This window comes from Streptomyces geranii, assembly GCF_002954775.1.
Classification (GTDB): Bacteria; Actinomycetota; Actinomycetes; order Streptomycetales; family Streptomycetaceae; genus Streptomyces; species Streptomyces geranii.
Genome location: NZ_PJME01000100.1, coordinates 1 through 13454 on the forward strand (window position 1 = coordinate 1; position 13454 = coordinate 13454).

At 72.0% G+C, this 13454-nt stretch carries 11 protein-coding genes; 7 read left to right on the top strand and 4 right to left on the bottom strand.

What is annotated here, in order from left to right; genetic code table 11:
- Nucleotides 1-508 precede the first annotated feature (508 nt).
- A complete protein-coding gene (lon, locus tag CW359_RS44710) occupies nucleotides 509-2923 on the top strand; it encodes an endopeptidase La (RefSeq protein ID WP_105976007.1) in 2415 nt (804 codons plus the stop codon).
- Between the two features lie 259 nt (nucleotides 2924-3182).
- The gene (locus CW359_RS44715) at nucleotides 3183-3722 is read left to right on the top strand and encodes a MarR family winged helix-turn-helix transcriptional regulator (protein ID WP_105976008.1); all 540 of its coding nucleotides are present in this window, start codon (nucleotides 3183-3185) and stop codon (nucleotides 3720-3722) included.
- Nucleotides 3723-3750: 28 nt separating this feature from the next.
- Here CW359_RS44715 and CW359_RS44720 read toward each other — a convergent pair whose 3' ends face one another.
- Nucleotides 3751-4542: a protein phosphatase 2C domain-containing protein gene (locus CW359_RS44720; RefSeq protein ID WP_105976009.1), complete on the bottom strand. Its 792-nt coding sequence runs from the start codon at nucleotides 4540-4542 to the stop codon at nucleotides 3751-3753.
- A gap of 438 nt (nucleotides 4543-4980) precedes the next feature.
- Here CW359_RS44720 and CW359_RS44725 point away from each other — a divergent pair, with 438 nt between their 5' ends.
- Genes CW359_RS44725 through CW359_RS44745 form a run of 5 tightly spaced genes read left to right on the top strand, consistent with a single transcriptional unit; the run spans nucleotide 4981 to nucleotide 10784 of the window.
- A complete protein-coding gene (locus CW359_RS44725) occupies nucleotides 4981-7893 on the top strand; it encodes a nitrate- and nitrite sensing domain-containing protein (RefSeq protein ID WP_408647597.1) in 2913 nt (970 codons plus the stop codon).
- A complete protein-coding gene (locus tag CW359_RS44730; RefSeq protein WP_105976011.1) occupies nucleotides 7890-8444 on the top strand; it encodes a roadblock/LC7 domain-containing protein in 555 nt (184 codons plus the stop codon). Before CW359_RS44725 ends, CW359_RS44730 begins: the two co-directional genes overlap by 4 nt.
- Nucleotides 8441-8851 (top strand): DUF742 domain-containing protein, encoded by a 411-nt coding sequence (locus CW359_RS44735; RefSeq protein ID WP_105976017.1) that lies wholly within the window; start codon nucleotides 8441-8443, stop codon nucleotides 8849-8851. The genes CW359_RS44730 and CW359_RS44735 overlap by 4 nt, the downstream gene beginning before the upstream one ends.
- Entirely contained in the window at nucleotides 8832-9497 is a 666-nt protein-coding gene (locus CW359_RS44740; RefSeq protein ID WP_105976012.1) for a GTP-binding protein, read from the top strand. The genes CW359_RS44735 and CW359_RS44740 overlap by 20 nt, the downstream gene beginning before the upstream one ends.
- Nucleotides 9498-9524: 27 nt before the next feature.
- Entirely contained in the window at nucleotides 9525-10784 is a 1260-nt protein-coding gene (locus CW359_RS44745) for a styrene monooxygenase/indole monooxygenase family protein (RefSeq protein ID WP_105976013.1), read from the top strand.
- On the opposite strand, the gene CW359_RS44750 is transcribed toward CW359_RS44745, so the two are convergent.
- The 3 genes from CW359_RS44750 to CW359_RS44760 all read right to left on the bottom strand — a co-directional run bounded on the left by CW359_RS44750 (nucleotide 10781) and on the right by CW359_RS44760 (nucleotide 13266).
- Complete coding sequence (locus CW359_RS44750; protein ID WP_232838885.1) at nucleotides 10781-12130, bottom strand: C40 family peptidase; 1350 nt, start codon at nucleotides 12128-12130, stop codon at nucleotides 10781-10783. The two genes, CW359_RS44745 and CW359_RS44750, sit on opposite strands and share 4 nt — an antisense overlap.
- A 103-nt stretch (nucleotides 12131-12233) precedes the next feature.
- A complete protein-coding gene (locus tag CW359_RS44755) occupies nucleotides 12234-12557 on the bottom strand; it encodes a hypothetical protein (protein ID WP_105976014.1) in 324 nt (107 codons plus the stop codon).
- 4 nt (nucleotides 12558-12561) lie between these two features.
- The gene (locus CW359_RS44760) at nucleotides 12562-13266 is read right to left on the bottom strand and encodes a TetR/AcrR family transcriptional regulator (protein WP_105976015.1); all 705 of its coding nucleotides are present in this window, start codon (nucleotides 13264-13266) and stop codon (nucleotides 12562-12564) included.
- Nucleotides 13267-13454 lie beyond the last annotated feature (188 nt).

Consider the following 13454-nt stretch of genomic DNA (forward strand, 5'->3'; position numbering starts at 1 on the left):
GGGGGGGGTGGGGGGGGGCGGGGGGGGGGGGGGGGGTGGGGGGGGGGGGGGGGGGGGGGTTGATCGGCCTTGACGGCCTCGTCCTCAAACGCCGGACGGGCTGAATAACCAAGCGCCGGCCGGCGGCACCATTTGCAGCCCAGGCCGGCACCCGTCCAGCCAAGGCCGGCACCCGTCCAGCCAAGACCCGCACCATCCAGCCCGTCCGGCGTTTGAGGACGAGCGCGTTCAGCGCGACAGCGGGGGTCTGGGGGCGCAGCCCCCAGAAGGATGGGAACGGGTAGGGGCGGCGGGGGCGAGGGTGAATGGGCGCGCGCCCGGCCGCGTACCGAACCCCACCGCCACCACCCCTCACCGTGTCCAGGGCACCCCGGTGACCAGGCATCCCCCGTGCTCGACCAGAAGCGGCGGAGAGGTGATCGCTCACGGCGAACACGCGCCCGGGAACAATCAGGCAGCCCCACGCATTGAGTCGGCATAGCTCAACTTGAATGCCTAAGGGGAGATCATGGCTTCGACGTCCACACCGCTCACACTGCCCGTGCTGCCGCTCGACGACGAGGTCGTGCTGCCCGGAATGGTGGTTCCGCTCGATCTGAACGACGCCGAGGTGCGGGCCGCGGTGGAGGCCGCTCAGGCCGCCGCGCGTACCGAGCCCGGCAAGCCCAGGGTGCTCCTGGTGCCGCGTATTGATGGGGCCTACCCGAGTACCGGTGTCGTCGGCACCGTCGAGCAGGTCGGTCGGCTGGCCGACGGGGATCCTGGTGCCCTCATCCGGGCCCGGGGGCGCGTGCGGATCGGTGCCGGGACCACCGGGCCGGGGGCCGCGCTCTGGGTCGAGGGGACCCGGGTCGACGAGACCGTCCCGGATCCGCTGCCCGGTCATGTCAACGAACTCGTCAAGGAGTACAAGGCACTCGCCACCGCCTGGCTGCGCAAGCGCGCCGCCTGGCAGGTCGTCGACCGGGTCCAGGCCATCGACGACGTCTCCGCGCTCGCCGACAACTCCGGATACTCGCCCTTCCTCAGCACCGAGCAGAAGGTCGAGCTGCTGGAGACCGCCGACCCGGTGGCCCGGCTGAAGCTCGCCACCCAGCAGCTGCGCGACCACCTCGCCGAGCAGGACGTCGCCGAGACCATCGCGAAGGACGTCCAGGAGGGCGTCGACAAGCAGCAGCGGGAGTTCCTGCTGCGCAAGCAGCTGGAAGCCGTCCGCAAGGAACTGCGGGACATCAACGGCGAGCAGGAGGGCGAGGAGTCCGACGACTACCGGGCCCGTGTCGAGGCCGCCGATCTGCCCGAGAACGTGCGCGAGGCCGCTCTCAAGGAGGTCGACAAGCTGGAGCGGTCCTCCGACCAATCGCCCGAGGGCGGCTGGATCCGGACGTGGCTGGACACCGTCCTCGAACTGCCCTGGAACGAGCGGACCGAGGACTCCTACGACATCCAGGGCGCCCGTGCCGTGCTCGACGCCGAGCACGCGGGTCTGGACGACGTGAAGGAGCGCATCACCGAGTACCTCGCCGTGCGCAAGCGGCGTGCCGAGCGCGGGCTCGGGGTGGTCGGCGGGCGTCGTGGTGGCGCCGTGCTCGCGCTCGTCGGGCCGCCCGGGGTCGGCAAGACCAGCCTCGGTGAGTCCGTCGCCCATGCGATGGGGCGGAAGTTCGTGCGGGTCGCGCTCGGTGGGGTCAGGGACGAAGCCGAGATCCGCGGGCACCGGCGTACGTACGTCGGGGCGCTGCCCGGGCGGGTCGTGCGGGCCATCAAGGAGGCCGGGTCCATGAACCCCGTCGTCCTCCTCGACGAGATCGACAAGGTCGGCTCCGACTTCCGGGGCGACCCGGCCGCCGCGCTGCTCGAAGTCCTCGACCCGGCCCAGAACCACACCTTCCGCGACCACTACCTCGAAGTCGAACTCGACCTGAGCGATGTCGTGTTCCTCGCCACCGCGAATGTCCTCGAAGCCATTCCCGAGGCTCTGCTCGACCGGATGGAGCTGGTGCGGCTCGACGGGTACACCGAGGACGAGAAGGTCGTCATCGCCCGGGACCACCTGCTGCCCCGGCAGTTGGAGCGGGCCGGTCTGGAGGAGGCCGAAGTCGCCCTGGACGAGAGCGCGTTGCGCAAGCTCGCGGGGGAGTACACCCGGGAGGCCGGGGTCCGGAACCTGGAGCGGTCCATCGCGCGGCTGCTCCGCAAGGTTGCCGCACAGCACGAACTCGGGGAGCGGAAGCTGCCGTTCACCGTCGGTGAGGGTGATCTGCGGTCGCTCATCGGGCGGCCCCATCACGTGCCCGAGTCGGCCACCGACCCGGCCGAGCGGCGCACCGCCGTTCCGGGCGTGGCGACCGGGCTCGCGGTCACCGGGGCCGGCGGCGACGTCCTCTACGTCGAGGCCTCGCTCGCCGATCCGGAGACCGGCGCCGCCGGACTGACCCTCACCGGGCAGCTCGGCGACGTGATGAAGGAGTCCGCGCAGATCGCGCTCTCCTTCCTGCGCTCGCACGGCGCCGAACTGGAGCTGCCGGTCGGCGACCTGAAGGACCGGGGCGTGCACATCCACTTCCCGGCGGGCGCGGTGCCCAAGGACGGTCCGAGCGCGGGCGTCACCATGACGACCGCCCTCGCCTCGCTGCTCAGCGGACGGCTCGTCCGCACGGACGTCGCCATGACCGGCGAGGTCTCGCTGACCGGGCGGGTGCTGCCGATCGGCGGGGTGAAGCAGAAGCTGCTCGCCGCCCACCGGGCCGGTGTCACCACGGTGATCATCCCGAAGCGCAACGAGGCCGACCTGGACGACGTCCCGGCCGAGGTCCTGGAGAAGCTCGACGTCCACGCCGTCACGGACGTCCGCCAGGTCCTCGAACTGGCGCTCACCCCGGCGGAGAACCCGGCGGAGGTGAGGGTTCCGGCAGCGGCGTGACGGACGCTGCCGGTCGGCGGAGGCCCGGGTCCCGGAAAGCGGGGCCCGGGCTTTCCCGTACGCCGGACGCCCGGCCTTCCCGTACGCCGGACACCGAGCCTTTCCGTATGCCGGACACCGGCTTTCCCGTACGCCGGACAGGGGCCCGGGGGACGGCCGCCGTGTCGGCCTGCGAAATACTGTCCGAGCTGCGGTGACGTGGCCTTGCCCGGCCGGCGGAGACCCTCCGGGCGGCGGAACCCGGATCAGGAGTGCTGACGTGCGCGAGGACGTGAACGGCGAGGGGAACCTCGGCGGACAGCGAGTCGGGTCCACGACGCCCGGACCTGGACCCGGGCCTGGTTCCGGACCCGGTACCGGGCCCGGGGTCGAGCGGGAGTTCCTCGCGCTGGAGCGTGAGCTGACCGTGTTTCTGCGCCGTGCCCGGGCCAACTCAGGGGAGATGGCCCGCGAGGTCCATCCCGACCTGGAGTCCTCGGCGTACGGGCTGCTGGTGCGGCTCGACGAGTGCGGGCGTCAGCGGGCCACCGAACTCGCCGCCTACATCGGCGTCGGCAAGGCCACCATGTCCCGTCAGTTGCGCGCCCTGGAGGAGCTGGGCCTCGTCGCCCGCGAGCCCGACCCGGCGGACGGCCGCGCCTGGCTCGTCCACCTCACCGACGAGGGCGGCGCCCGCTTCCGCAGCGTACGAGAGGCGCGGCGGGCGCGGTACGTACGCGAGCTGGGCGCCTGGGACCGCACCGAGGTGGCCGAACTGGCCCGGCTGCTGCATCAGCTGAACCTCGGTATGGAGAAGTAGGGTCCCGCAGGCCACTGTCCACCCGGCCCTACAGCTCCACGTACACCACCGTCGCGTCGTCGTGCGTCTTGCTGCGGCCCAGGCGGGGGCTGCCCGCCGCCGCGTCCGCCCGCTCCAGTTCCCGTACGCGCTCGATCAGGGCCCCCGGGCCCTGCTTGCGTACGGCGGTGAGGCAGGCCGTCCAGTCGCCCTCGGTGAATCGCTCCACCCAGCGGGTCGCGCCGTCCGTCAGGGCCGCCAGGGCGCGGACCTCGGCGCGTGGGAGGGTGCCCGTCACCGCGCGGGACGCCACCGACGGATCGGCCGCCGCCGTGAAGAAGCCGCCCTCCTTGTTGCGGACCGTCGCGTCGGCGATCTCGTTCGTGGCCAGGGAGGCCCGGGGGACCCGGGAGAGGCGGTCGTCCAGGTGGACGGTGACCGTGCCGTTCGGGGACTCGGACAGCAGGGCTGAGTCGGACAGGACCAGGTGCTCCACGGTGGCCGGTGACCAGCGGGCCAGGACCACCGTCGCCTGGGGCGTACGGGGGTGAGAAAGGTCACAGGTTTGCCGGTGGGCCTCGGCGGTACGAGTGATGGCCGCCGCCAGCACCTCCTGGAGGGTCATATCCCGCTGCGAAACCGACAGTTCGGTCAGCGCGCCGCCCAGCCGGGCCGTGTACCAGGGGACGGAATGCAGACAGCCCGTCCCGGTGCTCGGTGGCGTCACCCCGTCCAGGACGACGAGCGAACCGCCCTGTCCGGAGGCGGGAAGCCCGATCGCTGCGAAGTCCTCATTGGGGCGGGCCGGATCGCCGGGCTCCGTGGCGAGTTCAGTACGCATCCGGCCAGTCTGCACGAGGCCTTCACAACGTCCTCAAAAGGCTGGCAACAGCTGCCGAAACAGTGGGTAGCGGCTGGTCAGACGCCTGGTTTGGGCGGTAATGATCCACTCCGTGAAGACGTAGTGGCGGATAATGTCAAAGCCCGCCGCCCACGTCCAACCGGTCCACCGGGCACAGTGGGAGCACAGGCCAGAGGAACTTGCCGCCAACTCCCCGCCGATGTTGACTCCTTGATGTTCACTCCTTCGAGTGGCGGGTCTGGTGACACGCGCTCCCCGCCCACCGGCGTGGGAGGGTCGGGAGCCGGACCGTGCCGGAGAACCGGAACCTACCGGGTGAGCGGCAGGCCAGAACCATCCGGGCGGCCATCCAGTTGACGGATCGTCATCCGGGTCCGGACGCATCGTCACCCGGGTCCATGGGCACACGAGTCAGGAATGCGAGCACCGGTGCAGAAGACGCGGCCTCGGCGCACAGGCAGGCAGACAGCTCCCGCGGGGAGCGCTACCGGTGACGCCCCGTCCGATCCCGCGGGCCGGGGACGCCCCGGCCACGTCCGCAACCGGCTCATCGTGGCCGTCGCCGTCGTGGCCGCCGCGATCGCCGGGGCCGGCGCCCCCTCCCTGATCGCGGGCTCCGCCCAGCTCCACGACTCCCAGGACCTGGTGACGCTCGCGACGCAGACCCAGGACGCGCTGACCCTCGCCCACTCGCTCGCCGACGAACGCGACGAGGTCACCGTCTACATCGCCGCCGGACGGGTCAAGGCGAAGGCGCCCTCCGAGCAGCGCGCCGCCCGGGTCGACCGCCAGGTCGGCGATCTGCGCGCCGACCCCGACACCTCGGCCGCGCTGCGCGAGGACCTGGACGAGATCGCCACGCTCCGCCAGGCGACGATCACCGGCAAGAGCACCGCTCTCCAGGCGCACGAGGCCTACTCCGCCGCCATCGCCGGACTGCACCGCCTCGCCGAACAGCTCGCCGAGGAGCAGCCGCCCCGCGCGGGCGCCGGCGCGTACGCCCTCGCCGAACTGGACTCCGCCGTCCAGCAGGCCGCAGCCGCCCGGGGACTCCTCCTCGCCGCGCTCAGCGTGCCGACGTCCACCGAGAACGTGTACGACCCGATCACCGGGCTCTCCTCCGAGGAGACCGTCACCTCCCCGGCCGCCGCCAGGACGCGGAACGCGCTCACCACCGCCGCCCAGCAGGCCCGGCTGCGCTCCGACGCGGCGATCCTCGACTTCCGCGAGACGGCCCCCGAGACCGCCGTCGGCAGCTACGACTCCACGGTCACCGGACCCGAGGTCGACACCGCCGACAAGTACCTCGCCTCGCTCACCGACCAGCCGACGCTGTCCACCCGCGAACTCTCCACCAGCCTCAGGAGCGTGGACGCGGCGCTCTCCGCCCGGGTCGAGCTGATGCGCGGCGTCGAGGCCTCCCTCTTCGAGCGCCGCACCAAGGCCCTCGTCAAGCTCCGCGACGACGACGTCACCGAGCTGGAGATCCGGATCGCCGCCCTCGGCGCCCTCCTCCTGATCGCCACCGGCATCGCCACCGCCATGGCCCGCACCCTCACCAGGCCGCTCTCCGTACTGCGCCGGGGCACCGCCCGACTCGCCGAGGCGGCCGACCCGCTCGCCGAGGAACCGGTCAGGTTCACCGGCCGCAACGACGAGTTCGCCCAGGTCGTCCGCTCGGTCAACGCCCTGCACGCCCGCGCCCTCGCCGTCCACGAGCGCATCGCCACCCTGGAGTCCGACCGCAAGCACCTGGTCGGCCAGCGCCAGAAGATGGCCGACGCCCGCGAGGACCTGCGCACCGAACTCGCAGACGCGGCGGGCCGGTTGACCCGCACCCGGGACAACATCCACGGCACCTTCGTGAACCTCGCACTGCGCACCCTGGGCCTGGTCGAGCGGCAACTCGCCGTCATCGAGGGCCTGGAGGAGCGCGAGCAGGACCCGGACCGGCTCGCCACCCTCTTCAAGCTCGACCACTTCGCCACCGTCATGCGCCGGCACAGCGAGAACCTCCTGGTCCTCGCCGGCGCCGAACACGGCCACCAGCACGCGGGTCCCGTACCGCTGGTCGACGTGGTCCGGGCCGCCGTCAGCGAGATCGAGCGGTACGAGCGGGTACGGATCTCCGCGCTGCCGCCGCACGCGCACCTCGCCGGGTTCGCCGCCGACGACGTCAGCCATCTGCTGGCCGAACTCCTGGAGAACGCCACCTCGTTCACCCCGCCGGAGCTGCCGGTGGAGATCTCCGGCTGGCTGCTGGAGAGCGGCGACATCATGCTCTCCGTCCAGGACGAGGGCATCGGCATGACCGCCGAGCGCCTGGTCCGCCTCAACTCCCGTCTCGCCGACTTCGATCCGGACGCTCCGTACGAGCCCGGTGACGAGGAGGGCGCCGACGGCGAGGCCGGTGACGGCATCGGGCTAGGGCTGTACGTCGTGGCGCGGCTCGCCCACCGGCACGGTGTGCGCGTGCAGTTGAGGGAGCAGAAGCAGCAGGGCGGGGTCGCGGCGGTCGTCGTACTGCCGAAGGCGCTGCTGGCCGCGGACCCCGCCGCCGTGACGCCCTCGGCCGCGACCACGCTCGGAGGCGGCACGCTGTCCTTCCCGGGCGCCGACGCCGAGGTCAACTCCAATGTGCTGCAGGGCCGTTCGGAGGCCGAGGAACCGGCGGAGAGCCGGGCCGAGGCGCCGGCGCCTGACGGGGAGCGGGGCGAGGAGCCGGCCGAGACGCCGGTCGCCGAGGCCGACCCGGTCGCTGCCGACGCGCCGGACCTGATGATCGCCCTCGCCGAGCGCGCCGTACGGAACGCGGAGGCGGACGCCGAGTCGGACGTGGACGCGTACGCGGGTGCGGGCACGGACCCGGATCGTGGCCCCGAACCCCTCCCCGCGTCCGAGATCACCATGGAACTGCTCGTGCCGGAACTCCCGGCCGAGGACACCCCCGAGCCGGCCGTCCCCACGGCTCCCGACACCCGTATCGCCGCCCAGGACCCGTACGCCATCGGCCCCGACGCACACGACCGCGTCGAGGACGAACCGCTCACCGACAAGGGTCTGCCCAAGCGGACCCCGAAGATCACCACGCCCGCCGCGCCGCCGCGGCCCCGGATCGGATCCGTCGACGCGGACGCGTTGCGCCGCAGACTCGGCGGGTTCCACCGGGGTGCCCGCGACGGACGCCGGGACGTGGAGGCGGAGATCGCGGAGCAGGAGCGGACGGTGGCGACCGAGCCCACGGAACGACCGGCACAGCCGGCACGTACGGCACAGCCCGTACATGCCGAGGAAACCACGGGGGGAACAGTCGAGGAGGCAAGCAGTTGACCGCGCCCAGTACCTTCGGCCTGAGCAGTGAAGCCCGCAACCTGCACTGGCTGCTGACCAATCTCGTCGAGGAGGTGCCGGGACTCACGTCGGTCGCGGTGGTCTCCTCGGACGGTCTGCTCCTGCTCTCGTCCGACCCGGACCGCAACGCGGAGCGCCGGCCCGATCAGCCCAGCGGCCCCAAGGGCTCCGCCGCCGACCTCGCCACCATCGTCTCCGGCATCGGCAGCCTCACCATCGGCGCCGCCAAGCTGATGGACTACGGCGGCGTCAAGCAGACCATGGTCGCGATGGAGGACGGCAGCCTCTTCGTGATGTCGATCAGCGACGGATCACTGCTCGGGGTGCACGGCTCCCCGGACTGCGACATGAGCGTGGTGGCCTACCACATGGCGCTCTTCGTGGGCCGCGCCGGACACGTCCTCACCCCCGAACTCCGCAGCGAGCTGCGGGAGTCGCTCGAACGCGGGACGCCGGACAACGAACCCACCGAGGTCGGCCCGATGGCCGTCCGCGCGGTACCGGGCCGCTCGGCGGAGGTCACCAAGTGAGCACCACCCCGGGCACCCCCAAACTGCCCGTCCGCGGCGGCGACCGCAAACCGGCCCGGGTACGCCCGTACTCACTGACCGGCGGCCGGACCCGCTTCGGCCACGTCCTCCTCGTCGAGACGTTCGTCGCCGCGATCGAAGCGCCCGAGGAGCGCAGGGAGTTGGAGAACGGCTCGCTCAGCACCCGGGTCATGCCGGAGCTGCGGGCCATCGTCGAACTGTGCCGCCGGATGCGTACGGTGGCCGAGATCGCCGCACTGCTGAAGATGCCGCTGGGCGTCGTCCGCGTACTGCTCAGCGATCTCGCGGACCAGGGAAAGATCCGTGTGTACGGAACCGGTCACGGGCCGGGGCAGCCGGACCGCGCGCTGCTGGAAAGGGTGCTGAGTGGACTCCGTAGTCTCTGACGTCGCCCGTGGCGTCTCCCCGCTTCTCCACCTCCCGGCGGAGGGCCGACTCCCCGCCGAGACGGAGGAGTTGCGGCCGTGGCAGGAGGACCGCACGCGCGCTCCGATCGCCACGAAGATCGTGATCGCGGGCGGCTTCGGCGTCGGCAAGACCACGATGGTCGGCACCATCTCGGAGATCGAGCCCCTCCAGACGGAGGCGCTGATGACCGAGGCGAGCGAGGGCACCGACGACCTCACCGCCACCCCCGAGAAGCGCACCACGACCGTGGCCATGGACTACGGCCGCATCACGCTCGACGACGACCTCGTCCTCTACCTCTTCGGTACGCCGGGCCAGCAGCGCTTCTGGTTCATGTGGGACGACCTGGTGCGCGGCGCGATCGGCGCGGTCGTGCTGGCCGACACCCGGCGGCTGAAGGAGTGCTTCCCGGCGCTCGACTACTTCGAGAGCTGCGGGCTGCCGTACGTCGTGGCCGTCAACCACTTCGACGGCAGTGCCGAGTTCGACCCGGAGGACGTACGGGAGGCGCTCACCGTGCCGCCGCACATACCTGTCATGATCATGGATGCGCGGCGCCGTGTCCCGGTGATCGAGACCCTGCTCGCCCTGGTGGGCCACGCGCTGGACGTCAGTCCCGAGTAACCGAGACAAGGGGAGAGACCAGACCGTATGCGGAAGATACTCGTCGTCGGAGCCGGTCAGGCCGGACTCCAGATAGCCCTCGGCCTCCAGTCGCACGGCTACGAGGTCACCCTGATGTCCAACCGGACCTCGGACGAGATCCGGTCCGGCCGGGTCATGTCGACCCAGTGCATGTTCGACACCGCACTCCAGCACGAGCGCGATCTCCAGCTGAACTTCTGGGAGTCCCAGGCCCCGAAGATCGAAGGACTCGGCGTCTCGGTCGCCGTCCCCGGCTCGCACGACCCGGGTCCGACCCAGCGCGCGATCGACTGGATCGGCAAGCTCGACGGCTACGCCCAGTCCGTCGACCAGCGGGTGAAGATGGCGGGCTGGATGGAGACGTTCGCCCAGCGCGGCGGCCAACTCGTCATCCACGGCGCGGCGGTGGGCGACCTCGACTACTTCTCCCGCACGTACGACCTCGTCCTGGTCGCGGCGGGCAAGGGCGAACTGGTGTCGATGTTCGCCCGCGACCCGGAGCGCTCCCCGTACCGCGAGCCGCAGCGCGCGCTGGCCGTCGCCTACGTCCACGGCCTCGGCCCGCGCCCCGAGCACCCCGACTACGACGGCGTCCGCTGCAACCTCGTCCCGGGCGTCGGCGAGCTGTTCGTGATGCCGACGTTCACCACCTCGGGCCGCGCCGACATCCTGTTCTGGGAGGGCATACCCGGCGGCCCGCTCGACGTCTTCAACGGCGTCCGCGACCCTGCCGAGCACCTCTCCCTGACCCTGGAACTCATGGAGCGGTTCACGCCCTGGGAGTACGCGCGGGCCACCAAGGTCGAACTCACCGACGCGGGCGGCACCTTGGCCGGCCGCTACGCCCCCACCGTCCGCAACCCGGTCGGCCGCCTCCCCGGCGGCGGCCTGGTCCTCGGCGTGGCCGACGTGGTCGTGGCGAACGACCCGATCACCGGCCAGGGCTCCAACTCCGCCTCGAAGTGCGCGGCTTCGTACCTCGCCTCGATCCTGGAGCAGGGCGAGAAGGAGTTCGACGAGACCTGGATGCGGGCCACCTTCGACCGTTACTGGGACACCGCCCAGCACGTCACCAAGTGGACCAACGCGATGCTGGGCCCGCCGCCGGAGCACATCCTCAACCTCATAGGCGCGGCAGGCCAGTTGCCCCCGGTCGCCGCCCGCTTCGCGAACGGCTTCAACGACCCGTCGGACTTCGAGAACTTCTTCTACGAGCCGGAGAAGACGGCGGCTTACCTGGGTTCGGTCGCGGGAGCGGGTGCCTAGGAACTGGGTGAGGTGGGCCCGGTGACGGAGTCGTAGCCCTCGTCCGGGCCCGCCGTCGCGTCGGCGGGGAGCTTCGGCGGTGTGTAGCGCCGCAGGGGTTCCCCGTCCGGGTCCGGGCGTACGGCGCCCAGCACCGGGTTGGCCGAGAGCGGCGACACCTTGATCCTTGCGCCCGGACGCGGCGCCTGTACGACCCTGCCGTCGCCGAGGTAGAGGGCGATGTGCGTCGCGCCGGGGAAGTAGACGACCAGGTCACCGGGGCGCAGCTCGGCCAGCGGGATGTGCGGCAGCCGGGCCCACTGCTCCTGGCTGGTCCGGGGGATGGGCCGCCCCGCCTTCTCCCAGGCCTGCGAGGTCAGCCCCGAGCAGTCGAACGCCGTCGGCCCCTCGGCACCCCACTCGTACGGCTTCCCGAGCTGCGCCACGGCATGACGCAGGGCCTGCTCACCGTCCTGGGACGGCAGCCGCCCGGCGCTGAGGGCACCGGAGGTGACGAACTCCCTCTGCTCGCCGCTGACTTCGCCGGCACGCTCCAACTCGGCCAGTTCGCCGAGCTGTTCGGTGCTCAGACCGGCGAGCAGCTCCTCGACCTCCCTGAGCCGGGCCCGTACGGCGTCCCGGTCGCGCTTCTGCCGTTCGGCGAGGGTGAGTTGCTCGTCCAGCGCGGCTCGGGCGGCGCGGGCCAGACCGCCGGAGCGCCGCTCGCTGCCGACCAGCCGGCCCACCGTCTCGGCCCGCTCCAGCGCCAACTGCCGGATCACATGGCCCTGTTCGAGGGCGTGCTGCGGATCGCGGGCCAGCAGCAGCTGGACGTACGGCGAGATGTCGGTACTGCTCTGGTACTGCTGCCGGGCGAGCCGCCCGAGGGCACCGCGCCGCTCGTGCAGCGAGAGCCGGGCCCGCACGAGCTGCCGGTCGAGCCGATGCACCTCGGCCTGCTGCCGCTTCAGCCGCTCGGCGGTGGCGTCGTAGGTGTCGGTGGCCTGCTCGGTCTCGCGGTAGAGGCGCTGAAGGTCTGTCAGGAGGGTGGCTACGGAGGGCTCGTCGGGGGCTGGGTCGGCGTCGGTGGCGGGCTCGGTCGGGGAGCCGGTCGCCGGGTAGGACTCGGCGGGGGAATCCGTCGCCGGGGCGAGCCCGGAGGGTGGCTCGTTGCCGGAGGCGGGTTCGGTGCGGTAGCCGTCGGCGGGGGCCGGCTCGGAGAGGGGCTCGTTGCCGGAGGCCGGTTCTGCGGAGGTGCCCGTCGTCGTTGGGTTCGGTTCCGGTGTCGCCAGTGCCGGGACGGGTGCGAGGAGTGTGCCGGCCGTCATGGCCGCCGTACAGACCAGACGCAGGAGCCTTCCTGACACGTCATCACCTCCGGTGCGGGGCAGCCCTTCCGCTCCGCACCGCGAGCTTGTGACGTGGGGGCGCGGTCCGCGCGGCGAGCGTGCGCGGTTCGGCCCAACCTCGTCACCCGTCGGTGTCGTCCGGCTTGCCCGGCGGCGTGGCGCCTGGCACCGGTCCGGCGGCCGGCTTCGACCACGGCCAGCGCAGCCTGCCGTCGGTCGGCTTTCCCTCCGGGTCGTACGCGTACTTCCAGCCCGGGTGCAGGCCCAGCTTGCCCGGGTTCCCCTTCGGCACGCGCCGGTAGACCAGCACGGTCGGGGGGCCGCCGGCCGCGTCCGGTACCGGGACCTTGTACGTCTTCGGGGGGTGGCCGGTCGGCCCGAGCAGGATGGGCAGGACACGGCCGTCCAGGGGGCCGCCCTCGAAGGCGGTGTCTTGGCTCTTCACGGGATCAGTTTCCGGTATCAGAAGTATCGGAGGTATCAGAGGTATCAGGGGTTTCGGAGATGCCGGGGCCCAGTGCGTCGCGTACGACCGCCGCGGTCTGGGGGTCGCGGCCTGCCGTCACCGTCAGGACCGCCGTGAACTGTTCCACCAGCCAGTCCCGCAGCTCGTCGACCGGCGGGTCCTTGTCCTCGTCCAGCCAGATGAGGGAGGCCGCCTCGACGGCCGTGATCCACATCCGTACGGTCATCCGCAGGCGGGGGCTCGGGTCGGTGACCCCCAGGTGGCTGAGGATGTGCTCGGCGGCGGTACGGCGGACCCGGTCCACTATGGCCGTCGTACGGGACGTCTCGACGACGCTGCCGCCCTGGAGGAGGGCGCTGAAGCCGGCGTCGTGCTCGTCGACGAAGGTGAGGTAGCGGTCGAGGGCGCGGGAGAGGCGGTCGGGGAGGGGGCCCTCGGGGGGTTCGTCGAAGCAGAGTTCGAGTTCCTCCGCTGCGGAACGGAGCGCGGCCTCGTACAGCTGCTGCTTGCCGCCGGGGAAGTAGCGGTACACGAGGGGGCGGGAGACGCCTGCCGCCTCGGCCACGTCGTCGAGGGAGACCTCTTCCGGGGCGCGGTGGGCGAAGAGGGTGAGGGCGGCTTCGAGGAGCTGGCTGCGCCGCTCCTCGACGTTCAGACGGCGGTAGGCGGGGGCGGCGGCAGGGGGCATGTATGCAGGGTAGTCGGGCGGGTGGGGGGTCGGTGGGGGGTGCTCGCGCCGTTCCCCGCGCCCCTGAAAGCGCGAGACCCGTCCGTCCCGAGTCGTTCGGCTGCGGGCCGGTGGGGGCTGGTCGCGCAGTTCCCCGCGCCCCTGAAAAGCAAGGGCTGCGCCCCTTGCTTTTCAGGGGCGCAGGCCCG